Raw genomic sequence first — 22,811 nt, 5'->3', positions numbered from 1 at the left:
AACGATGCGACAGAACGTCATTATTGCCACAGCGTTTGCCACCCTTGTCTCCACCAGCACTTTCGCTGCCGATCTGCCAGGCAAAGGCATCACTGTACAGCCAATCCAGAGCACTATCTCTGAAGAATCCTTCCAGACGCAACTGGTCGCCCGTGCGCTGGAGAAACTGGGTTATACCGTTAACAAAACAAGCGAAGTTGACTACAACGTCGGCTATACCTCCATTGCCTCTGGCGATGCAACTTTTACCGCTGTGAACTGGCAGCCGCTGCATGATGATATGTATGCCGCAGCGGGCGGAGACAAAAAGTTCTATCGCGAGGGAGTATTCGTTACGGGTGCCGCGCAAGGTTATCTGATCGATAAAAAAACCGCTGAGCAGTATAAAATCACCAACATTGCCCAGTTAAAAGATCCGAAGATCGCCAAAATCTTTGACACCAACGGCGACGGAAAAGCAGACATGATGGGCTGCTCGCCGGGCTGGGGCTGCGAAGCGGTGATCAACCACCAGAACAAAGCCTTCGATCTGGAAAAAACCGTCGAGGTCAGCCACGGTAACTATGCGGCGATGATGGCTGACACTATTACCCGCTTTAAAGAAGGCAAACCCATTCTTTACTACACCTGGACACCGTACTGGGTGAGCGACGTAATGAAACCGGGTAAAGATGTGGTCTGGCTGCAGGTACCGTTCTCTTCCCTGCCAGGCGAGCAGAAAGACATTGATACCAAGCTGCCAAACGGCGCCAACTACGGCTTCCCGGTGAACACTATGCATATCGTCGCCAACAAAGCCTGGGCGGAGAAAAACCCGGCTGCGGCGAAACTGTTTGCCGTCATGAAGCTGCCGCTGGCGGACATCAACGCGCAGAACGCGATGATGCACGACGGGAAAGCATCTGAAGCCGACGTACAGGGTCACGTTGACGGCTGGATCAAAGCCCACCAGCAACAGTTTGATGGCTGGGTGAAAGAAGCGCTGGCTGCGCAGAAATAACCCCCTCGTAGGTCTGATAAGCGTAGCGCCATCACACCAATGCCTGATGGTGGCGCGATGCGCCTTATCCGGCCTACACGCCCTCCTCCCAACCGCACAATCCATCACCCAACAAATCAGCAACATTTAATCACTTACGTTATGATTGTTTTCTGCAACCCATTTTTCAGTTGAAAACCATGACGAAAACCACTCAGGGACTTAGCCCTTCGCTGATCCTGTTAATGTCTATCGCCACCGGCCTCGCCGTCGCCAGTAACTATTACGCGCAGCCGCTGCTCGACACCATCGCACGTAACTTTTCGCTATCGGCCAGCACCGCTGGCTTTATCGTCACCGCGGCCCAGCTAGGCTATGCCGCCGGCCTGCTGTTTTTAGTACCGCTTGGCGATATGTTTGAACGTCGGATGCTGATCGTCTCCATGACGCTGTTAGCAGCAGGCGGCATGCTTATTACCGCCAGCAGCCAGTCGCTGGGCATGCTGATCCTCGGCACCGCCCTGACCGGGTTGTTCTCGGTAGTGGCACAGATTCTGGTTCCGCTGGCGGCGACGCTTGCCACGCCGGATAAGCGCGGTAAAGTTGTCGGCACCATTATGAGCGGCCTGCTGCTGGGTATCCTGCTGGCGCGCACCGTGGCGGGATTACTGGCCAATCTTGGCGGCTGGCGCACCGTATTTTGGGTCGCATCGATATTAATGGCGCTGATGGCGATTGCGCTGTGGCGCGGTCTGCCGAAGATGAAATCAGATACTCATCTCAACTATCCGCAACTGTTAGGCTCCGTATTCAGCCTGTTTATCCATGATAAATTGCTGCGTACCCGCGCGATGCTGGGCTGCCTGACCTTTGCCAATTTCAGTATTCTCTGGACCTCTATGGCGTTTTTGCTCGCCGCGCCGCCGTTTAACTACTCCGAAGGAACGATCGGGCTGTTTGGCCTGGCAGGGGCCGCAGGGGCGTTAGGCGCGCGTCCGGCAGGTGGTTTTGCCGATAAGGGAAAATCACATCTCACCACGACCACAGGTCTGTTATTACTGCTGCTCTCCTGGTGGGCTATCTGGTTAGGGCATAGTTCCGTACCAATGCTGATTATCGGTATCCTGGTCCTGGACCTCACCGTTCAGGGTGTGCATATCACCAACCAGACGGTTATCTATCGCATTCATCCGAACGCGCGTAATCGCCTGACCGCCGGATACATGACCAGCTATTTTATTGGCGGGGCGGCAGGTTCGCTGATTTCGGCCTCCGCCTGGCAGCATGCCGGTTGGGCTGGCGTTTGTCTGGCCGGTACGACCGTTGCCCTACTCAACCTGTTGGTCTGGTGGCGAGGATATCACCGTCAGGAAGCCGTAAATTAAGCATATAGCGTATGTTTACCGCTGATTGGGCTCCGCAGGGTGTTAAGGAGCCCATCAGTCTGCTAAGGTTATAACTCATTGAACCAAGTTATATTAATTTCGGTAATGAAACCTATAACCCTATGGAAAGCCCGATATCCCAGTCTGAACCCAGTTCTGCGACGCTAACTGAAGGATTCAAAGACAGCCTGCCAATAGTCATCAGCTATATTCCGGTCGCTTTTGCATTTGGTCTCAATGCCACTCGCCTTGGCTTTACTCCGGTTGAAAGCGTGTTTTTCTCCTGCATTATCTATGCGGGAGCCAGCCAGTTTGTCATCACCACAATGCTCGCCGCAGGCAGTTCTTTGTGGGTCGCCGCACTGACCGTCATGGCCATGGATGTACGCCATGTTTTGTACGGACCTTCCCTGCGTAGCCGAATCGCCCAGCGACTGAGTAAACCCAAAAGCGCGCTGTGGGCCTTTGGCCTCACCGATGAAGTCTTTGCCGCCGCCACGGCGAAGCTGGTACGGGATAACCGGCGCTGGAGTGAAAACTGGATGATCGGCATTGCGCTATGCTCCTGGGCCTCCTGGGTGTTTGGCACGGTGATCGGCGCGTTTTCCGGTAGTGGTTTACTCAAGGATTACCCGGCAGTTGAAGCGGCGTTGGGCTTCATGCTCCCGGCGCTGTTCATGAGCTTCCTGCTCGCCTCTTTCCAGCGTCAACAAGCACTCTGCGTGACTGCAGCACTGGCCGGCGCGCTGGCTGGCGTCATGCTGTTTTCCATTCCTGCCGCCATCCTTGCAGGCATTGTCTGCGGATGTCTGACGGCTCTTATCCAGTCATTTTGGCAGGGAGGTCCCGATGAGCTATGAGGTCTTGTTGCTTGGCCTGCTGGTCGGCTGCGTTAACTACTGTTTTCGTTATTTGCCGCTCCGTCTTGGAGTGGGGAATGTTCGCCCGACGAAGCGCGGCGCGACGGGCATATTACTCGACACCATTGGCATTGCATCAATTTGCGCCCTGTTGGTGGTGTCTACCGCGCCAGAAGTGATGCACGACTCTCGTCGGTTCGTGCCTACGCTGGTGGGGTTTGTCATACTGGGCGCAAGCTTCTATAAGACCCGCAGCATCATCATTCCAACCTTACTGAGTGCTCTGGGCTATGGATTAGCCTGGAAAATGCTGATTGTCTTATAGATAAAAACAATCATTTTAAATAAATAATACATTTACTTTATTTGTCACTGTCGTTACTATATCGGCTGAAATTAATGAGGTTATACCCAAATGGATAGTTCGTTTACGCCCATTGAACAAATGCTAAAATTTCGCGCCAGCCGCTACGAAGAGTTCCCTTATCAGGAAGTGCTTCTGACTCGTCTATGCATGCACATGCAGGGCAAGCTGCTGGAAAACCGCAATAAGATGCTGAAAGCTCAAGGGATTAACGAGACATTGTTTATGGCGTTGATTACGCTGGAGTCTCAGGAAAACCACAGTATTCAGCCTTCTGAACTGAGTTGCGCGCTTGGCTCGTCACGCACTAACGCAACCCGTATTGCGGATGAGTTAGAAAAACGTGGCTGGATCGAACGTCGCGAAAGCGATAACGATCGCCGCTGTCTGCATCTGCAATTGACCGAGAAAGGCCACGCATTTTTGCAAGAGGTGTTACCGCCTCAGCATAACTGCCTGCATCAGCTTTGGTCATCTCTCAGCACCACCGAAAAAGATCAGCTTGAGCAAATTACCCGTAAACTTCTGACCCGTCTTGACCAGATGGAACAGGATGGCGCGGTATTAGAAGCGTTGCGCTAACGCGCCGACTCGCTCAGAAATCCAGATTTATAAATGAAAAAACCGACAGGCCAGCACGCATACTGCTGGCCTGTCTGATAAACAGGTCGGCTCAGCCGATGTGAAAAAAAAAGAAGATCGTGGAGAACAACATGAGCGTAAATGCGGAGACTCAAACCCCGCAGCAACCGGTCAAGAAGAATGGCAAACGTAAAAGTATGCTGCTCCTTCTGACCTTGCTCTTTATTATTATTGCCGTGGCATATGGGATTTATTGGTTTTTAGTACTGCGTCATGTCGAAGAGACAGACGATGCGTACGTGGCAGGGAACCAGGTTCAAATCATGGCGCAGGTATCAGGCAGCGTGACGAAAGTCTGGGCTGATAACACTGACTTTGTAAAACAAGGCGATGTGCTGGTCACCCTCGACCAGACGGACGCAAAGCAGGCATTTGAAAAAGCCAAAACTGCGCTGGCTTCCAGCGTGCGTCAGACGCACCAGTTGATGATCAATAGCAAGCAGTTACAGGCAAGCATTGAAGTGCAGAGAACCGCGCTGGCGCAGGCACAAAGCGACTTTAATCGCCGAGTCCCGCTGGGCAACGCCAACCTGATTGGCCGCGAAGAGCTGCAACATGCGCGTGATGCCGTCGCCAGCGCTCAGGCTCAGCTTGATGTGGCTATCCAACAATATAATGCCAACCAGGCGATGATTCTCGGCAGTAAGCTGGAAGACCAGCCCGCCGTGCAACAGGCTGCCACTGAAGTGCGCAATGCCTGGCTGGCGCTGGAACGAACCCGAATCGTCAGCCCAATGACTGGCTATGTTTCCCGTCGTTCCGTGCAGCCGGGAGCGCAAATTAGCCCGACCACGCCGCTGATGGCGGTCGTTCCAGCCACTAACCTGTGGGTGGATGCCAACTTCAAAGAAACACAGCTCGCGCACATGCGTATCGGTCAACCAGCGACCGTGATCAGCGATATTTACGGCGATGACGTGAAATATACCGGTAAGGTTGTCGGCCTGGATATGGGTACGGGCAGCGCCTTTTCCCTGCTGCCAGCACAAAATGCGACGGGTAACTGGATCAAAGTCGTCCAGCGTCTGCCGGTGCGTATTGAACTGGATGCACAGCAGCTGGCGCAGCATCCGCTGCGTATCGGTTTATCTACGCTGGTTACGGTAGATACCTCAAATCGTGACGGACAAATTCTGGCAAGCCAGGTTCGCACCACGCCGGTATCAGAAAGTAATGCACGGGAAATCAACCTTGCTCCGGTCAATAAGATGATCGAAGAGATCGTGCAGGCCAACGCGGGCTAATTCAAAGGTGCGTGTGATGCAACAGCAAAAACCGCTGGAAGGCGCGCAGCTCGTCATTATGACGATCGCGCTGTCCCTGGCGACATTCATGCAGGTGCTGGACTCCACCATTGCTAACGTGGCGATCCCCACTATCGCCGGGAACCTCGGCTCTTCACTGAGCCAGGGAACCTGGGTGATCACCTCATTCGGGGTGGCGAACGCTATCTCGATTCCGATCACCGGCTGGCTGGCAAAGCGTTTTGGCGAAGTAAGGCTATTCATGTGGTCAACTATCGCCTTCGTCATTGCGTCATGGGCATGCGGGATGTCCACCAGCCTGAACATGCTGATTTTCTTCCGCGTAATCCAGGGGATTGTCGCCGGTCCATTAATTCCGCTGTCACAAAGCTTGTTGCTGAATAACTATCCTCCCGCCAAACGTTCCATCGCTCTGGCGCTATGGTCGATGACGGTGATTGTTGCCCCGATATGCGGCCCTATTCTTGGGGGCTATATCAGCGACAACTATCACTGGGGCTGGATATTTTTCATCAACGTGCCAATCGGTGCTGCGGTGGTATTGATGACTCTGCAAACCCTGCGCGGTCGGGAAACCAAAACCGAGCAGCGGCGCATCGATGCCATTGGTCTGGCCCTGCTGGTCATTGGTATCGGCAGTTTGCAGATTATGCTCGACCGCGGCAAAGAGCTGGACTGGTTCGCCTCTCAGGAGATTATCATCCTGACGGTGGTCGCCGTTGTCGCCATCAGCTTCCTGATCGTCTGGGAGCTTACCGACGAGCACCCCATTGTCGACCTCTCACTGTTTAAGTCGCGCAACTTTACCATCGGCTGTCTGTGTATCAGTCTGGCCTATATGCTCTACTTCGGCGCAATCGTCCTGCTGCCGCAGCTATTGCAGGAGGTATACGGCTATACGGCAACCTGGGCCGGTCTGGCGTCAGCGCCGGTTGGGGTGATTCCGGTGATCTTATCGCCGATTATCGGCCGCTTCGCGCACAAGCTTGATATGCGTCGGTTAGTTACGTTCAGTTTTATTATGTACGCTGTCTGTTTCTACTGGCGTGCGTGGACGTTCGAACCGGGTATGGACTTTGGCGCATCGGCCTGGCCACAGTTTATTCAGGGTTTCGCGGTAGCCTGCTTCTTTATGCCGCTGACGACTATCACGCTGTCCGGCTTACCGCCTGAGCGTCTGGCCGCGGCATCAAGTTTGTCGAACTTTACGCGAACGCTGGCCGGCTCTATTGGCACATCAATTACGACGACGATGTGGACTAACCGCGAGTCACTTCACCATGCACAGTTAACGGAATCCGTTAATCCTTACAATCCAAATGCGCAGGCAATGTACGATAAGCTGCAGGATTTAGGGATGACGCACCAGCAGGCGTCAGGCTGGATAGCCCAGCAGATCACCAATCAGGGGCTGATTATTTCCGCCAACGAAATCTTCTGGATGTCGGCTGGGATCTTTCTGGTCTTGCTTGGCCTGGTGTGGTTTGCCAAGCCACCCTTCGGTGCGGGCGGCAGCGGCGGTGGCGCGCACTAAATATCTGATAAAAGGGATCTGCGGATCCCTTTTTTATTGTCCCCTAGGGGTAATGCTTGTTAGTTAACGAGGATGAGTGGCACATACAGAGGTAATGAATCTGTTGCCTCCGGTATATTGCTACGTTCACCTTATGTTTGTCACTTCTCTGAGGCAATACAACCTGTGAACGTGTTAAGGGTACTATCGCCGTACCCTTAACAATCCCGGCTCCCGACGGGAAAATTGTTGCTACGCAATACCCTCCGCTTATTCCTTCAGGCTACCGGGGCGGGCGCGAGGAAGCGTCCCTGCAAAACGCGCCCTGAACCCGCATCCCTGCGGGTTCTCCCGGCCTTACGGAAACACGTCGGCAATTTTCAGCCGGACCAGCCCACACCTGACCACCTGCGTTTTTTATCTGAACAGCAAAACAGAGTTAACTGGAAGTCAGTGCGTTGCAGCGATGACCCCGTTCCGGCTGAAAATCGATGAGGCGTTGACGGCTGACCGGGTTTGCCCGCAGGGATGCGGGCAGAGGGGACGGCCTGCAGGGACGCAGGCCCGGCCCCGGCCCGACAGGCAGACGGCATAAGACGAATGAATCGCGCAGCGACGATTTTCCCGCCGGGAGCCTGGGTTGCAAGGGAGGCGGCGGTGAGCCTCCTTTGCACGTTCACGGGTATCTGCGCTTCAGAAAAGTGATGCCACTGAGGTGAACGGAACCCTGAGCCGAAATCACATGTTCTCCATAATGCTTAACTGACTGGCATTACCTACCAGGGAGGTGGTTTAGGGGGAGGGGCAATAAAAAACCCCGGTTATAAGCCGGGGTTAATTTAAATGCTGGAACAACTAATCAGTATGACTAAATATGCAGTTCCTGCAGTTTCTCTTTCGGCAGCGCCAGCTCTTCATTGCTGTTAACGCGTACATCATGCTCCAGAATATGACGTGCGATATCCTGTGCTTCGCTAAGAGAGTGCATCTGATACGTACCACACTGGTAAACGTTCAGCTCCGGGATCTGGTTTTGATCCTGCACTTTCAGCACGTCCGCCATCGCCGCTTTCCACGCGTCGGCAACACGCTGCTCGTCTGGCGTACCAATCAGGCTCATGTAAAAGCCAGTGCGGCATCCCATCGGAGAGATATCGATAATCTCCACGCCGTTGCCGTTGAGGTGGTTACGCATAAAACCTGCAAACAGGTGTTCCAGCGTGTGGATACCTTTCTCAGGCATCACTTCTTTGTTCGGAATGCAGAAACGCAGATCAAACACGGTGATTGCGTCGCCATGCGGGGTGTTCATCGTTTTTGCAACCCGGACCGCGGGAGCTTCCATCCGGGTGTGATCGACAGTAAAACTATCTAACAACGGCATTTAGCCACCTCCGATAAATTTTTTGAAAATAATCTGAACTCTTTGTTCCGGGGCGAGTCTGAGTATATGAAAGACGCGCATTTGTTATCATCATCCCTGTTTTCAGAGATGAAATTTTGGCCACTCCCGAGTGGCCTTTTTCTTTTGTATCAAGCGTGCTTTTCCAGCCACACGCTAAACGGCTCAGTATCAGCCGCTTCGATCTCCTGCTGACGACGCTTTGAAGCCTCGGTTTCAGCAATAAATTCCGCTTCCTGCAATATTTCTAACGGCTCTTCACGCAGCAGATTTCGGTAAGCCTCACCCAGCGCTTTACCCGTGCCGCCAATGCCTTCATCAATCATAGACCGTAGGATGCGGGCAGAGAAAGTCAGTTCTGGGTTGTCAAAACAGGCAACCAGTTCATCACAGACCTTTTGATACTCCTCTCCCCCATCGATGCTGTCCAGCGTTTGTGCCACGCGTTTCAGATCACGGAACAGATCTTTCCCTACCTTAGGCAACGGGAACTGGGCTGTTTCACAGCCAATACCTAACGTCAGTCCAGGCTTACGACCTTCGAGAATCACCCGATTCCAGTTTTTACGCGTACACAGCAATTCATCGCTGCTCATTTCCGGGGCATCGGCCAGCGCACACCAGACCATAAACAGATCGAGGAAGCGCACCTGCTGCTCGTCCACGCCGATCGGTGAGAACGGGTTGATATCCAGTGAGCGAACTTCGATGTACTCAATACCGCCACGCAGAAGCGCGTCAGAAGGCGTTTCGCCACGATGAGTGACGCGTTTCGGGCGAATAGGCGCATACAGCTCATTTTCAATCTGCAGAACGTTGCTGTTGATTTGCAGACGCTTACCGTCCTTCTCCAGGCCGATCGCCGCGTACTCCTCGGAAGGGGTTTTAATCGCGCGCTTTAATCCTGCCACATACTCATGCAAATCGTTAAACGTAATTCCGAGATTGCTTTGCGACTTATTGGTATAGCCCAAATCACTCAGGCGCAGCGACGTCGCATACGGCAGGTAATACATCCCACAGTCGGTTTTTTCAAACGGCAGGGTTGTCGGTTTTCCTTGCAGGAAAGAGGAACAAATGGCCGGAGAGGCGCCAAACAGATACGGGATCACCCAACCAAAACGGTAGTAGTTGCGGATCAGACGGAAGTAACCCGCGGAGATCTTCTCTTTAGCATCTTCGCCGTCCGTTACGCCACATTTCGCCTGCCAGAAAGCCATTGGCAATGAGAAATTGTAGTGTACGCCGGAGATAGTCTGCATCAGCGCGCCGTAACGGTTTTTGAGGCCTTCACGGTACAGCGTTTTCAGACGACCAGTATTCGACGTACCGTACTGCGCCAGTTCGATATCCTGACCTTCGGCAATATAGCAAGGCATGCTCAACGGCCACATACGCTCGTCGCCCAGGTTCCTGGCGGTATACCGATGCAGGTCGCGCATGAACGTGAGCATTTTCTCAATGTCGTCGCCTGGAGGCGTAATAAACTCCAGCAGCGCTTCGGCAAAGTCAGTGGTTATCCATTTATGCGTTAGCGCTGAGCCTAACACCTCAGGATGGCCTGTCGTTGCTAATGACCCATCTGCATTAACGCGCAGCGTTTCGCGCTCCAGCCCACGTTGAATCCCCTTTAACGCCTGAGGATGGTTTTCCAGCCAGGCCAGCGCCTGTGATACGTCCGGGATCAAATTGACCTCCCGCCTGTCAAAATCGTTTTAATTAGCATAATGGTATTGGTTACCCTGAAGGCTATCTCACAACACAATTAGTGCCACCACATAATGCCTTGCGTCGTAACCGCTGCGACAACTATATAGCGCAGCGCCTTGCCAAGGCATAAGAAAAAAAGTACTGGACCCCACGAGATGCGCATCCATCCAGCTAACAGGCACAGTAAATCACCCACAACCGGCATCCAGCTTAATAATAGTGTGACAGCGCCATAGCGCCGCAGCCAGCCAGTGGCTTTTTCTTGCCAGCGCGATGTTTTACGCAATGGAAAGAAACGCCCAAGGATAACGTTAGTTAACCCTCCAAGGCTATTACCCATTGTTGCTGTTAAGACTAAGACCCAGGGATGACTTACCCCAGAGACCAGCAAAGCAACTAAAACAACTTCAGAATTGCCGGGTAATAGCGTAGCGCTGAGAAAACTGCTGGCAAACAGTGACAGGAGCGATAGTCCATCACTCACAATAACCGGACATCCACCGCATCCATTCCTGCGGCACGCGCCGCCTGCAGCCCAAAATCGGCATCTTCAAATACGACACAGCGCGCCGGAGAAACACCCATACGTTCGGCACAGAGCAAAAACGTATCAGGAGCAGGTTTATGGTGTTGTACGTGATCGGCTGCGACTACAGCATCAAAATAGCGACGCAGCCCAAGGTGTGCGAGCAGAGCTTCCGCAATCGCGCTTTCACTCCCCGTACCTACCGACATAGGACGACGACCATGCCAGGCTTTCACGACATCAACCAATGGCAAAGGCTGGACGCTATCCAGCAGCATGCTTCTCACCTTGTCGGTTTTTTCACGCGCCAATGCATGAGGGTCAAGATCGGCATGATTCAATTCAATTACCGACTGGGCAATACGCCACGTTGGGGAGCCATTGAGGGCGACCATGGCTTGTTCATCAAAACGTAACCCATAATGCCCCAATACCTCATGCCACGCCTTACGGTGCGTTGGCTCGGTATCCAGGATGGTGCCATCCATATCAAAAATCAAACCCGCATAACGTTCGTACATCGTCTTCTCACAAGCCGAATGACCAGACGTTATTTTATCGTAATTGATTGATTTTGTCGCTGACAGCGAATTAAGGGGTGTTCCGGGAGTATGTGGAAATGATTCAAAGGAGAGAAGATGGTGCATCCGGGAGGATTACTCGGCTGCGCCTCGCCCTGCGGGTCGTTGCTGAAGCAACGTTATCCTCCCTGGTGCTCGCGATTATCTCGCAGACCATGAAACAACAGTATTGCTGTTATCTCGGAGAAGATGGTGCATCCGGGAGGATTCGAACCTCCGACCGCTCGGTTCGTAGCCGAGTACTCTATCCAGCTGAGCTACGGATGCATCAGGGAAACTTGCTTTACTGCAGACTTGATGTCGCTGCTAAAGCGCTATCAAGTAAGATGGTGCATCCGGGAGGATTACTCGGCTGCGCCTCGCCCCTGCGGGCCGTTGCTGAAGCAACGTTATCCTCCCTGGTGCTCGCGATTATCTCGCAGACCATGAAACAACAGTTTTACTGTTATCTCGGAGAAGATGGTGCATCCGGGAGGATTCGAACCTCCGACCGCTCGGTTCGTAGCCGAGTACTCTATCCAGCTGAGCTACGGATGCATCGGGAAACTTGCTTTACTGCCGATATTGATATCGTAATGAGCGATATCAAGTAAGAGATGGTGCATCCGGGAGGATTACTCGGCTGCGCCTCGCCCTGTGGGCCGTTGCTGAAGCAACGTTATCCTCCCTGGAGCTCACGATTATCTCGCAGACCATGAAACAACAGTGTTGCTGTTATCTCGGAGAAGATGGTGCATCCGGGAGGATTCGAACCTCCGACCGCTCGGTTCGTAGCCGAGTACTCTATCCAGCTGAGCTACGGATGCATCAGGGAAACTTACTTACTGCAGATTTGATATCGCTGCTAAAGTGATATCGATTTTCTGTAACAATCGCTAATGCGCTATTGCAGAGAAGATGGTGCATCCGGGAGGATTCGAACCTCCGACCGCTCGGTTCGTAGCCGAGTACTCTATCCAGCTGAGCTACGGATGCAAATGGCGGTGAGGCGGGGATTCGAACCCCGGATGCAGCTTTTGACCGCATACTCCCTTAGCAGGGGAGCGCCTTCAGCCTCTCGGCCACCTCACCAACACGCCTCTTGCGAGTGCTTCGAAGAACTTGTTTCTGCTCATCGTCGCTGCGTGGCGCACATATTACTTTCTGGGACTTATAAGTCAAACAATTTTTCCAGCGCTTTTATCGTTTGCACATTTCACGCGCAATTAGTCTGCAAAAACGGCAAAAAGAGTGTTTTATCAACAGATAAATTGGCAATTTCCTGAGGCAATGAACAAACGGAAAAATCGCAGGGAAAGGCAATGCGCGGATGAGAATCGAAAAAATGAGGAAGACGAAGAAGAAAAGAGAAGAGAAGAAAAGGGATAATTCAATCAGGTTGCGCCTCACCAGAAAGGTGAGACGCGAAAACCTTAGTAACTGGACTGCTGGGATTTTTCAGCCTGGATACGCTGGTAGATCTCTTCACGATGGACAGAAACTTCTTTCGGGGCGTTTACGCCAATACGCACCTGGTTGCCCTTCACCCCTAAAACTGTCACGGTGACCTCATCGCCTATCATGAGGGTCTCACCAACTCGACGAGTCAGAATCAGCATTCTTTGCTCCTTGAAAGATTAAAAGAGTCGGGTCTCTCTGTATCCCGGCATTATCCATCATATAACGCCAAAAAGTAAGCGATGACAAACACCTAAGTGTAAGCAGTCACGGCATCACATTCTGTTAAACCTAAGTTTAGCCGATATACACAACTTCAACCTGACTTTATCGTTGTCGATAGCGTTGATACAAACGCTACGGATTGAAGTCCGCAGCGTCGACTTACGCTTATAATTATTACAGTTTTGCGCTGACCCAGCCTTTCACACTGGCTAACGCTGCTGGCAGAGCCGCAGCATCCGTACCACCGGCTTGCGCCATGTCCGGACGACCACCACCCTTACCGCCTACCTGCTGAGCGACCATTCCAACCAGCTCCCCTGCTTTCACGCGATCTGTCACGTCCTTAGACACACCCGCAATCAGAGAAACCTTACCTTCCACTACCGTTGCCAGAACGATAATGGTAGACCCCAGTTGATTTTTCAGATCATCAACCATGGTACGCAACATTTTCGGCTCAACGTCCGCGAGTTCGCTGACCAGCAGCTTCACGCCATTGATATCAACCGCTTTGCTGGAGAGATTTGCACTCTCCTGCGCCGCAGCCTGTTCCTTCAATTGCTGCAATTCTTTTTCGAGTTGACGCGTACGCTCCAGCACGGAACGAACTTTGTCACCAATATTCTGGCTATCGCCTTTCAGCAGCTGCGCAATATCGCTTAAGCGATCGCTCTCAGCATGCACGGTTTGGATAGCGCCTTCACCGGTCACAGCTTCGATACGACGAACGCCCGCCGCAGTGCCTGACTCAGACACAATACGGAACAGACCGATATCACCCGTACGGCTGGCATGAGTACCACCACACAGTTCGGTAGAGAAATCACCCATGCTCAGAACACGCACGTGGTCGTCATATTTCTCGCCAAACAGCGCCATTGCGCCTTTGGCTTTCGCCGCTTCGAGATCCATGATGTTCGTTTCAATCGGCAGATTGCGACGAATTTGCGCATTCACCAGATCTTCAACGGCACGGATTTCAGCAGGCTTCATAGCTTCAGTATGAGAGAAGTCGAAGCGCAGCACTTTATCGTTAACCAACGAGCCTTTCTGTGCCACATGCGTGCCCAGTACCTGGCGCAGCGCCGCGTGCATCAGGTGCGTTGCGGAGTGGTTCAAGCGAATGCGCGCACGACGAGTTTCATCAACATCAGCCTGTACTGCATCGCCAATTTTCAGAGAACCCGCAGACAGCTTACCGATGTGACCAATGGCCTGGCCATATTTCTGCGTGTCGCTCACGGCAAACGCGAAGCCTGCGCCTTTCAGTTCACCCTTGTCGCCAACCTGACCACCAGATTCCGCATAGAACGGAGTCTGATCCAGTACGACAACTGCGTCCTGACCTGCGTTAATTGCGTCTACCGCTTTACCATCAACAAACAGCGCGGTCACTTTGCCGTTAAGTTCCAGGTGTTCGTAGCCTTTAAATTCAGAGGCGCCATCAACACGAATCATCGCATTGTAGTCTGCGCCAAAGCCGCTGGCTTCACGTGCGCGACGGCGCTGTTCTTCCATTGCAGCTTCAAAGCCCGCTTCGTCAACCTTAATGTTGCGCTCGCGGCAAACGTCCGCCGTCAGGTCAACCGGGAAACCGTAGGTGTCATACAGACGGAATGCGGTTTCGCCATCCAGTGTATCACCGGACAGTTTTGCCAGTTCTTCATCCAGCAGCGCCAGACCACGCTCCAGTGTACGCGCAAACTGCTCTTCTTCGGTTTTCAGAACCTGCTCAACCATAGCCTGCTGACGCTTCAGTTCTTCACCTGCGGAGCCCATGACGTCCACCAGCGGACCAACCAGCTTGTAGAAGAAGGTATCCTTCGCGCCCAGCATGTTGCCATGACGTACCGCGCGACGAATGATACGACGCAGCACATAACCACGGTTTTCATTCGACGGGACAACGCCATCGGCAATCAGGAATGCACAGGAGCGGATATGGTCAGCGATAACGCGCAGCGACTTGTTGCTCAGATCGGTCGCGCCGGTGACTTTCGCCACGGACTCAATCAGTGAACGGAACAGGTCGATTTCATAATTGGAGTTAACGTGTTGCAGCACGGCCGCAATACGCTCAAGGCCCATACCAGTATCCACGGACGGCTTCGGCAGCGGTTCCATGGTGCCGTCAGCCTGACGGTTGAACTGCATGAAGACGATGTTCCAGATCTCAATGTAGCGATCGCCATCTTCTTCTGCGCTTCCCGGAGGGCCACCCCAAATGTGGTCGCCGTGGTCGTAGAAAATTTCGGTGCACGGACCGCAAGGGCCGGTATCACCCATCTGCCAGAAGTTGTCGGAAGCATAAGCCGCGCCTTTGTTATCACCGATACGGATGATACGTTCGCGCGGAATGCCAACTTCTTTTTCCCAGATTTCATAGGCTTCATCGTCAGTTTCATAGACGGTGACCCACAGACGCTCTTTTGGCAGGGCAAACCAGTTTTCACCGGTCAGCAGTTCCCATGCGTATTGAATAGCATCATGTTTGAAATAATCGCCGAAGCTGAAGTTGCCCAGCATTTCGAAGAAAGTATGGTGACGTGCAGTGTAACCGACGTTTTCCAGGTCGTTGTGCTTACCGCCCGCACGCACGCAACGCTGCGAGGTGGTTGCGCGGGAATAATTACGCTTGTCGAGGCCAAGGAACACATCCTTGAACTGGTTCATCCCGGCGTTGGTAAACAACAAAGTAGGGTCATTGTTCGGTACCAGGGAGCTGCTGGCAACTACCTGATGTCCTTTACTATGGAAAAAATCGAGAAACGCCTGACGGATCTCAGCGGTGCTCTTGCTCATAATTATCCTGAAGAAATCAAGCTAACGAAATGTCATTACCAGCATCGGCACGTAAACTGCGCCTCTGGCAATCGAAAAGTGGGAATAAGATAAGTTTTCTTTACTGGGAAGTAAAATCCCGTATGCGCTCAATCGTCAAAATTTCGCCATATTGCCTGAATATCTTCCATCAGATAGCCACGGTAGAGCAAAAAGCGCTGGACCTTTACCTTATCTGAAAAATCTACAGGTAAAGGTTCTCCGTATTTACGAATGGCCTGTGCGCGCGCAAGTGCTGCCCAGTCAATTTCACACTCGCGCATGGCTCGTTCAACGGCTTCCCGCGAAATCCCTTTTTGGTTTAATTCCTGACGCACACGCGCGGGTCCATAACCTTTACGGCTACGGCTGGAGATAAACTGCTGAACAAAGCGGTCATCATCCAGATAACGACTTTCAATACACCAGGCGATGACCTTGTCGTAATCCTCCGGCGTTGCATCAATGTCTTCCGGTCCATTTTTTCCCATCACCGGAGCGGCCAGCTTACGCCGCAGTTCCTGCTCGCTGTGATCGCGCATCGCCAGTATACGTACAGCGCGGTCAAGAAGTCGGGAATAAGCGGAGCGGCGGGAAGTTGCTTCTGTCATAGTGAGCCTTCAGAAATGGAAAAGGGCTGCATCGTATGCAGCCCTTCTATGTGCGATAACGTCAGATTATCAGAAATCTTCGTTCGTTTCTTTTACATCTTCACCGCTGTCATCAACAGAGAAGTCTGGTTTTGAATCCGGGTTATTGAGCAGTAACTCGCGTACTTTCTTCTCAATTTCCTTCGCCGTTGCCGGGTTTTCCTTCAGCCAGTTAGTGGCATTCGCTTTACCCTGACCAATTTTCTCACCGTTGTAGCTGTACCATGCACCGGCTTTTTCAATCAGCTTCTCTTTCACGCCCAAATCGACCAGTTCGCCGTAGAAGTTGATACCTTCACCGTAAAGAATCTGGAATTCAGCCTGTTTGAACGGCGCGGCAATTTTGTTTTTCACGACCTTAACACGGGTTTCGCTACCAACCACGTTGTCGCCTTCTTTCACCGCGCCAATACGACGGATATCCAGGCGAACAGAAGCATAGAATTTCAGGGCGTTACCACCGGTGGTGGTTTCCGGGTTACCGAACATAACACCAATCTTCATACGGATCTGGTTGATGAAAATCAGTAGCGTGTTGGACTGCTTCAGGTTACCGGCCAGCTTACGCATGGCCTGGCTCATCATACGTGCCGCAAGGCCCATGTGAGAGTCACCAATCTCGCCTTCGATTTCTGCCTTCGGCGTCAATGCGGCAACGGAGTCGACAACGATAACGTCAACCGCACCGGAACGCGCCAGCGCATCACAGATTTCCAGCGCTTGTTCACCGGTATCCGGCTGAGAGCACAGCAGGTTGTCGATATCAACGCCAAGCTTGCGCGCATAGACGGGATCCAGTGCGTGTTCCGCATCGATGAACGCACAGGTTTTACCTTCGCGCTGTGCGGCAGCAATAACCTGCAGGGTCAGCGTCGTTTTACCGGAAGATTCAGGCCCGTAGATTTCAACGATACGGCCCATTGGCAAACCGCCCGCGCCCAATGCGATATCCAGAGAAAGCGAACCGGTGGAGATGGTTTCCACATCCATGGAACGGTCTTCACCCAGGCGCATGATGGAGCCTTTACCGAATTGCTTTTCGATCTGACCCAGCGCTGCCGCCAACGCTTTCTGTTTGTTTTCGTCGATAGCCATTAATTACTCCTGTCATGCCGCTTTCGGGTTAAACCGCGAAACGTGATAGATAATGTTCTGTTGGGGCAATTATACTGTATGCTCATACAGTATCAAGTATTTTGTAGAAATTGTTGCCACAGGGTTTGTAACGCGTAGGCGGTCGCCTGTCGACGCACCGCATCGCGATCGCCGCTGAAGCATTCCCGGCGAGTAATCCCCTCGCCGCTCGCGCTGGCAAAAGCGAACCATACCGTCCCCACGGGCTTTTCTTCACTGCCGCCATCTGGCCCCGCAATACCGCTAATCGAAACAGCGAAATGCGCGCGGGCCGCTTTTAGCGCGCCAATCGCCATCTCCACCACCACAGGTTCGCTCACCGCCCCATGCTGGACCAGCGTCTCTTCGCGCACGCCAATCATCTGCGCTTTGGCTTCATTGCTGTAGGTCACAAACCCGCGCTCAAACCAGGCGGAGCTGCCGGCAATATCCGTAATTGCTTTGGCTACCCAGCCGCCGGTGCAGGATTCCGCCGTCGTCACGGTTGCCCCGCGCGCTTTCAACGCCAGGCCAACCTGCTCGCTTAACTGCATCAGTTCACTGTCGGTCATTTCAGCCTCTGTCAGTTAAAAAAATATGCCGGACAAGATAGCACTTTCATAACCAAGATGGGGATGAGGAGACAATTTTACGAGGGGCATTCAGAAAATAGATAAACCGCATTCAAAAGAGTACCGGATAACGCACCAGGATAGCGTATTCGGTCTACAAGGAATTGCCCCTGTAGACCGATAACAAATGATTACTGCACGCGCGCCAGCGCGACCGCCTGACCCAATTGCCACACGGCCATTGCATAGTGGGTACTGTGGTTATAGCGGGTGATGGTGTAGAAGTTTGGCAGTCCATACCAATACTGATAACCGGTACCGATATCCAGTCGCAGCAGGCTGGCCTGCTGATGATTACCCAGAGACTGCTGCGGCGTCAGGCCTGCGGCGGCAAGCTGAGAAATGCTGTACTGGGTTTTAAAGCCGTTCGCCAGCCCAGGCGCCTGGCCATTCGCCGGAACCGCGACCGTATCGCCTTTCACCCAGCCGTGGCCTTTGAAATAGTTCGCCACGCTACCGATAGCATCAACCGGATCCCACAGGTTAATGTGACCATCGCCATTGAAATCAACGGCATATTGTTTATAGGAAGATGGCATAAATTGGCCGTAGCCCATCGCCCCTGCGAAAGAACCTTTCAAATCGAGCGGATCGTCGCTTTCATCTCGCGCCATCAGCAGAAAGGTTTCCAGTTCACCAGAGAAATATTCCGCACGACGAGGATAGTTAAACGACAACGTCGCCAGCGCATCCAGAATCCGCGTTTTACCCATCACACGGCCCCAGCGAGTCTCTACGCCAATAATGCCAACGATAATTTCCGGCGGTACGCCGTAGACCTGCCATGCACGGTTCAGCGCATCTTCATATTGGTTCCAGAAGGCCACACCGTTTTGTACGTTATCCGGAGTGATGAACTGTTTACGATACCGCAGCCATGCACCGTTAGGTCCGGCTGGCGGTTGAGTCGTCGGCGCCTGGCGGTCCATCAAACGCAATACCGAGTCCAGACGCTTGGCCTGCGACAGGATCTCCTGCAACTGCTGGCGGTCAAAGCCGTGCTTGTTCACCATTTTCTCGATGAACTGCTGCGCGTTCGGATTATTGGCAAAATCGCCGCCCGTTTGCATGACATTGTGCTGTGGCTCAAGCAGGAAGCCGCCGGATGGCGTACCCGTAGTCGTTTGAGTCTCTGAAGGTTTAGGTTTGCTGCTACAAGCAGCAAGCAATACGAAAAGGGGAAGTAACGCTACATAACGACGCTTGAACATGAGACATCCATTAAACAAATTCAGCCTGGGAGAAGTATGGTAAAGCATCCTCCGCCACACAAGGAAGCAGTAGTCGCTCTCCTTCACAGAATTTCCCCCCTCTTGCACTCCTGACCGGCACATTTGCGCGTTCTCACGCACAATCTTTCAAATTAAAATATTTATCTTTCATTTTGCGATCAAAATAACAATTTTAAATCTTTCGATCTGATTAAAATTAGTTACCGTTTGGCAAGATAACTAAAACCCCTACAGGAGAGAATAATGATCGACACCATCACACTCGGTGCTGAGTGGTTTATCGGATTGTTCCAGAAAGGCGGAGAGGTGTTTACCGGCATGGTGACCGGTATTCTGCCTCTGCTGATCAGTCTGCTGGTCATCATGAATGCGCTGATTAATTTTATCGGTCAGCAACGTATTGAACGTTTTGCCCAGCGCTGCGCCGGAAACCCGCTGTCCCGCTATCTACTGCTGCCGTGCATCGGCACATTTGTGTTTTGTAATCCTATGACGCTGAGCCTGGGCCGCTTTATGCCGGAAAAGTTCAAGCCCAGCTACTACGCAGCCGCCTCTTACAGCTGCCATTCAATGAACGGCTTATTTCCCCATATCAACCCCGGTGAGCTGTTCGTCTATCTGGGGATCGCCAGCGGTCTGACCACGCTGGGTCTTCCGCTCGGCCCGCTGGCGGTGAGCTATTTGCTGGTCGGCCTGGTGACTAACTTCTTCCGCGGCTGGGTGACCGATTTCACCACCACCATCTTTGAGAAAAAAATGGGCATTCAACTTGAGCAGAAAGTACATCTGGCGGGAGCAGCATCATGACGCGTATTCGTATTGAAAAAGGCACCGGCGGCTGGGGCGGCCCGCTTGAACTGGATGCCGTGCCAGGCAAGAAAATTGTCTATATCACCGCAGGGACTCGCCCCGCAATAGTCGACAGGATAGCCAGCCTGACAGGTTGGCAGGCCGTTGATGGCTTCAAAGAAGGCGAGCCGCCAGAGAACGAAATTGGCGTGGCGATCATCGACTGCGGCGGCACGCTGCGCTGCGGGATCTATCCAAAACGCCGTATACCAACAGTGAATATTCACGCGACGGGTAAATCCGGTCCGCTGGCCCAATATATTATCGAAGATATCTATGTCTCTGGCGTGAAAGAAGAAAACATTACCGTCGTCGGTGAAGCATCCGCTGCGCCAACGCCAGCAAACAGCACGATGGGTCGCGAGTACGACACCAGCAAGAAAATTACCGAACAAAGCGACGGTCTGCTGGCAAAAGTCGGCATGGGAATGGGTTCAGCCGTTGCGGTTCTGTTTCAGGCTGGGCGAGACACTATCGATACCGTCCTGAAAACCATTCTGCCGTTTATGGCGTTCGTCTCGGCGCTGATCGGCATCATTATGGCGTCTGGCCTGGGGGACTGGATTGCCCATGGACTCGCACCGCTGGCCAGCCATCCGCTGGGGCTGGTAACCCTGGCGCTGATCTGCTCTTTCCCGCTGCTGTCCCCTTTCCTCGGCCCTGGTGCGGTCATCGCCCAGGTTATCGGCGTCCTGATCGGCGTACAGATTGGTTTGGGGAACATTCCTCCGCATCTGGCGCTACCTGCCTTGTTCGCCATTAACGCTCAGGCGGCATGCGACTTTATTCCAGTCGGATTGTCGCTAGCCGAAGCGCGCCAGGACACGGTCCGCGTCGGTGTGCCATCCGTACTGGTGAGTCGTTTTCTGACCGGCGCACCGACCGTTCTCATCGCCTGGTTTGTTTCCGGCTTTATTTACCAATAAGAGGCACTCAAAAATGACCGTGATTTATGAAACAACCATCACCCGCATCGGCCAGAGCGCCCCGGATGCACTCTGCGACCAGATGCTAATTACCTTTCGTGAAGGCGCGCCTGCGGATATCGAAGAATTTTGCTTCATCCATTGCCATGGGGAGCTGAACGGCTCTTTGCAGGCAGGGATCCAATTTGAGCTAGGCCAGCATCACTACCCGGTCACAGCCGTTGGCAGCGTGGCGGAACAAAACTTACGTGAACTGGGGCATATCACTCTGCGTTTTGACGGACTGAGTGAAGCGGAATTTCCCGGCACCGTACACGTTGCGGACCCCGTACCGGACGGTATCGCACCGGGCTGTATTTTGAAGTTTATTGCTTAAGATTGAAGGAGATAAAGATGAATCAGGTTGCCGTTGTCATTGGTGGAGGCCAGACCCTGGGGGCATTCCTTTGCCGTGGGCTTGCGACAGAAGGGTACCGTGTCGCGGTGGTGGATATCCAAAGCGATAAAGCCGCCAACGTCGCGCAGGAAATTAACGCCGAGTTTGGCGAAGGCACCGCCTACGGTTTTGGCGCTGATGCCACCAGCGAACAGAGTGTGCTGGCGCTGTCGCGCGGAGTGGATGAAATATTTGGCCGCGTCGATCTGCTGGTTTACAGCGCGGGTATCGCAAAAGCCGCGTTTATCAGCGACTTTCAGCTTGGGGATTTCGACCGCTCGCTGCAGGTGAATCTGGTCGGCTACTTCCTCTGCGCACGTGAATTTTCACGCCTGATGATCCGCGATGGCGTCCAGGGACGCATTATCCAGATCAACTCCAAATCAGGGAAAGTGGGCAGTAAACACAACTCAGGCTATAGCGCGGCAAAATTTGGCGGCGTAGGTTTAACCCAGTCGCTGGCGCTGGATCTGGCAGAGTACGGGATCACCGTGCATTCACTGATGCTCGGCAATCTGCTGAAATCACCGATGTTCCAGTCATTATTACCGCAATATGCGACCAAGCTTGGCCTTAAGCCAGACGAAGTCGAGCAGTACTACATTGATAAGGTTCCGCTTAAGCGCGGCTGCGATTATCAGGACGTGCTGAACATGCTGCTGTTTTACGCCAGCCCGAAAGCCTCTTACTGCACCGGTCAGTCCATTAACGTGACCGGTGGTCAGGTGATGTTCTAAGAAACATGATTGCCCGGTGGCGCTGCGCTTACCGGGCCTACACACACCTGGTCGGATAAGGCACAGCCGCCATCCGGCAAAATCAAAGGAGCACATTATGGTTTCCGCACTGATTACCGTCGCCGCTATCGCCTGGTGCCTGCAACTGGCGCTCGGTGGCTGGCAAATATCCCGCTTTAACCGGGCGTTTGATCAACTCTGCCAGCGGGGTCGGGTTGGCGTAGGTCGTTCCGGTGGACGGTTTAAACCCCGCGTGGTGGTCGCCATCGCGCTGGATGAGCAGCAGCGGGTTACCGATTCGTTATTTATGAAAGGTCTTACTGTATTTGCCAGGCCCGGTAAAATTGCCACGATAATGGGCAAACATCTTGATGATTTACAGCCTGATGTGATCTTTCCCCATGATCCGTTAGCGCAGAATGCACCATCATTGGCGCTTAAACTGAAACATGGGTAATTTCGTTGTGAATGCTAATAGCTTGCGAAATTATCATTTTGCAACCTAATAAGTCAGGGTAATCACGCCT

24 protein-coding genes and 5 tRNA genes are annotated in these 22,811 nt (G+C 52.9%); 13 read left to right on the top strand and 16 right to left on the bottom strand.

All coding sequences use genetic code 11. The annotated features are described in order from the left end of the window. The first annotated feature begins 4 nt into the window (after positions 1-4). From proX to emrB, 7 genes are all read left to right on the top strand, one after another. Positions 5-1,000: a glycine betaine/L-proline ABC transporter substrate-binding protein ProX gene (gene proX / locus OGV38_RS16885; protein ID WP_016154154.1), complete on the top strand. Its 996-nt coding sequence runs from the start codon at positions 5-7 to the stop codon at positions 998-1,000. 179 nt (positions 1,001-1,179) lie between these two features. Further along, positions 1,180-2,364 (top strand): MFS transporter, encoded by a 1,185-nt coding sequence (locus tag OGV38_RS16880; RefSeq protein ID WP_016157303.1) that lies wholly within the window; start codon positions 1,180-1,182, stop codon positions 2,362-2,364. A 122-nt stretch (positions 2,365-2,486) separates the two neighbouring features. Beyond that, a complete protein-coding gene (locus tag OGV38_RS16875) occupies positions 2,487-3,224 on the top strand; it encodes an AzlC family ABC transporter permease (RefSeq protein ID WP_019077531.1) in 738 nt (245 codons plus the stop codon). Then, the gene (gene ygaH / locus OGV38_RS16870) at positions 3,214-3,549 is read left to right on the top strand and encodes an L-valine transporter subunit YgaH (RefSeq protein ID WP_016154157.1); all 336 of its coding nucleotides are present in this window, start codon (positions 3,214-3,216) and stop codon (positions 3,547-3,549) included. The genes OGV38_RS16875 and ygaH overlap by 11 nt, the downstream gene beginning before the upstream one ends. 90 nt (positions 3,550-3,639) lie before the next feature. Next, a complete protein-coding gene (emrR, locus tag OGV38_RS16865; RefSeq protein WP_003037300.1) occupies positions 3,640-4,170 on the top strand; it encodes a multidrug efflux transporter EmrAB transcriptional repressor EmrR in 531 nt (176 codons plus the stop codon). 131 nt (positions 4,171-4,301) lie between these two features. Next, positions 4,302-5,474 (top strand): multidrug efflux MFS transporter periplasmic adaptor subunit EmrA, encoded by a 1,173-nt coding sequence (gene emrA, locus OGV38_RS16860; protein ID WP_016154158.1) that lies wholly within the window; start codon positions 4,302-4,304, stop codon positions 5,472-5,474. A gap of 16 nt (positions 5,475-5,490) precedes the next feature. After that, positions 5,491-7,029: a multidrug efflux MFS transporter permease subunit EmrB gene (gene emrB / locus OGV38_RS16855; RefSeq protein ID WP_269517905.1), complete on the top strand. Its 1,539-nt coding sequence runs from the start codon at positions 5,491-5,493 to the stop codon at positions 7,027-7,029. Between the two features lie 359 nt (positions 7,030-7,388). Here the strand turns inward: emrB and OGV38_RS16850 are convergent, their stop codons facing one another. The 10 genes from OGV38_RS16850 to OGV38_RS16805 all read right to left on the bottom strand — a co-directional run bounded on the left by OGV38_RS16850 (position 7,389) and on the right by OGV38_RS16805 (position 12,298). After that, on the bottom strand, positions 7,389-7,688 hold the full coding sequence (locus OGV38_RS16850; protein WP_191212343.1) for a hypothetical protein: 300 nt from the start codon (positions 7,686-7,688) through the stop codon (positions 7,389-7,391). Positions 7,689-7,876: 188 nt separating this feature from the next. Beyond that, positions 7,877-8,392, bottom strand: a complete 516-nt coding sequence (gene luxS / locus OGV38_RS16845; RefSeq protein ID WP_016154160.1) for an S-ribosylhomocysteine lyase — start codon at positions 8,390-8,392, stop codon at positions 7,877-7,879. 149 nt (positions 8,393-8,541) lie between these two features. After that, on the bottom strand, positions 8,542-10,098 hold the full coding sequence (gshA, locus tag OGV38_RS16840) for a glutamate--cysteine ligase (protein ID WP_217124863.1): 1,557 nt from the start codon (positions 10,096-10,098) through the stop codon (positions 8,542-8,544). Positions 10,099-10,175: 77 nt separating this feature from the next. Beyond that, positions 10,176-10,604 carry a YqaA family protein gene (locus OGV38_RS16835; RefSeq protein WP_047358814.1) on the bottom strand — a complete coding sequence of 143 codons (429 nt, stop codon included), beginning with the start codon at positions 10,602-10,604 and terminating at the stop codon, positions 10,176-10,178. Continuing rightward, positions 10,601-11,167 (bottom strand): fructose-1-phosphate/6-phosphogluconate phosphatase, encoded by a 567-nt coding sequence (yqaB, locus tag OGV38_RS16830; RefSeq protein WP_047358813.1) that lies wholly within the window; start codon positions 11,165-11,167, stop codon positions 10,601-10,603. Before yqaB ends, OGV38_RS16835 begins: the two co-directional genes overlap by 4 nt. 250 nt (positions 11,168-11,417) lie before the next feature. Beyond that, positions 11,418-11,494: transfer RNA gene (locus tag OGV38_RS16825), tRNA-Arg, on the bottom strand. Positions 11,495-11,687: 193 nt separating this feature from the next. Continuing rightward, positions 11,688-11,764 (bottom strand) — tRNA-Arg (locus OGV38_RS16820). A 192-nt stretch (positions 11,765-11,956) separates the two neighbouring features. Then, positions 11,957-12,033, bottom strand: a tRNA-Arg gene (locus tag OGV38_RS16815). Positions 12,034-12,125: 92 nt separating this feature from the next. Then, positions 12,126-12,202 (bottom strand) — tRNA-Arg (locus OGV38_RS16810). A 3-nt stretch (positions 12,203-12,205) separates the two neighbouring features. Next, positions 12,206-12,298: transfer RNA gene (locus OGV38_RS16805), tRNA-Ser, on the bottom strand. 159 nt (positions 12,299-12,457) lie between these two features. On the opposite strand from OGV38_RS16805, the gene OGV38_RS16800 reads away from it, so the two are divergent. Then, positions 12,458-12,595 (top strand): hypothetical protein, encoded by a 138-nt coding sequence (locus OGV38_RS16800; RefSeq protein WP_286474105.1) that lies wholly within the window; start codon positions 12,458-12,460, stop codon positions 12,593-12,595. A gap of 44 nt (positions 12,596-12,639) precedes the next feature. Here OGV38_RS16800 and csrA read toward each other — a convergent pair whose 3' ends face one another. The 6 genes from csrA to mltB all read right to left on the bottom strand — a co-directional run bounded on the left by csrA (position 12,640) and on the right by mltB (position 19,315). Next, on the bottom strand, positions 12,640-12,825 hold the full coding sequence (gene csrA, locus OGV38_RS16795; protein ID WP_000906486.1) for a carbon storage regulator CsrA: 186 nt from the start codon (positions 12,823-12,825) through the stop codon (positions 12,640-12,642). Between the two features lie 238 nt (positions 12,826-13,063). After that, entirely contained in the window at positions 13,064-15,691 is a 2,628-nt protein-coding gene (alaS, locus tag OGV38_RS16790; RefSeq protein ID WP_075847546.1) for an alanine--tRNA ligase, read from the bottom strand. Between the two features lie 128 nt (positions 15,692-15,819). Next, positions 15,820-16,320, bottom strand: coding sequence for a recombination regulator RecX (gene recX, locus OGV38_RS16785; protein WP_016154165.1), 501 nt, complete (start codon positions 16,318-16,320; stop codon positions 15,820-15,822). 69 nt (positions 16,321-16,389) lie between these two features. Beyond that, positions 16,390-17,454, bottom strand: a complete 1,065-nt coding sequence (gene recA, locus OGV38_RS16780) for a recombinase RecA (RefSeq protein WP_016154166.1) — start codon at positions 17,452-17,454, stop codon at positions 16,390-16,392. Between the two features lie 92 nt (positions 17,455-17,546). Then, a complete protein-coding gene (gene pncC / locus OGV38_RS16775; RefSeq protein WP_016154167.1) occupies positions 17,547-18,044 on the bottom strand; it encodes a nicotinamide-nucleotide amidase in 498 nt (165 codons plus the stop codon). A gap of 191 nt (positions 18,045-18,235) precedes the next feature. Further along, positions 18,236-19,315 carry a lytic murein transglycosylase B gene (mltB, locus tag OGV38_RS16770; RefSeq protein WP_032947148.1) on the bottom strand — a complete coding sequence of 360 codons (1,080 nt, stop codon included), beginning with the start codon at positions 19,313-19,315 and terminating at the stop codon, positions 18,236-18,238. A gap of 264 nt (positions 19,316-19,579) precedes the next feature. On the opposite strand from mltB, the gene srlA reads away from it, so the two are divergent. From srlA to gutM, 5 genes are all read left to right on the top strand, one after another. Next, positions 19,580-20,143, top strand: a complete 564-nt coding sequence (gene srlA, locus OGV38_RS16765) for a PTS glucitol/sorbitol transporter subunit IIC (protein ID WP_016154169.1) — start codon at positions 19,580-19,582, stop codon at positions 20,141-20,143. After that, a complete protein-coding gene (gene srlE, locus OGV38_RS16760; RefSeq protein WP_016157309.1) occupies positions 20,140-21,111 on the top strand; it encodes a PTS glucitol/sorbitol transporter subunit IIB in 972 nt (323 codons plus the stop codon). The genes srlA and srlE overlap by 4 nt, the downstream gene beginning before the upstream one ends. Positions 21,112-21,124: 13 nt before the next feature. Then, the gene (gene srlB, locus OGV38_RS16755) at positions 21,125-21,487 is read left to right on the top strand and encodes a PTS glucitol/sorbitol transporter subunit IIA (RefSeq protein ID WP_286474100.1); all 363 of its coding nucleotides are present in this window, start codon (positions 21,125-21,127) and stop codon (positions 21,485-21,487) included. 17 nt (positions 21,488-21,504) lie between these two features. Further along, a complete protein-coding gene (gene srlD / locus OGV38_RS16750; protein ID WP_003037345.1) occupies positions 21,505-22,284 on the top strand; it encodes a sorbitol-6-phosphate dehydrogenase in 780 nt (259 codons plus the stop codon). Between the two features lie 97 nt (positions 22,285-22,381). Next, positions 22,382-22,741 (top strand): transcriptional regulator GutM, encoded by a 360-nt coding sequence (gene gutM / locus OGV38_RS16745; protein ID WP_286474097.1) that lies wholly within the window; start codon positions 22,382-22,384, stop codon positions 22,739-22,741. The last annotated feature ends 70 nt before the right edge of the window (positions 22,742-22,811 follow it).

The organism is Citrobacter sp. Cb080 (assembly GCF_030334745.1).
GTDB lineage: Bacteria > Pseudomonadota > Gammaproteobacteria > Enterobacterales > Enterobacteriaceae > Citrobacter > Citrobacter braakii.
The sequence above is the reverse complement of the archived record's forward strand: the minus strand, read 5'-3'. Positions and strand labels throughout refer to the sequence as shown.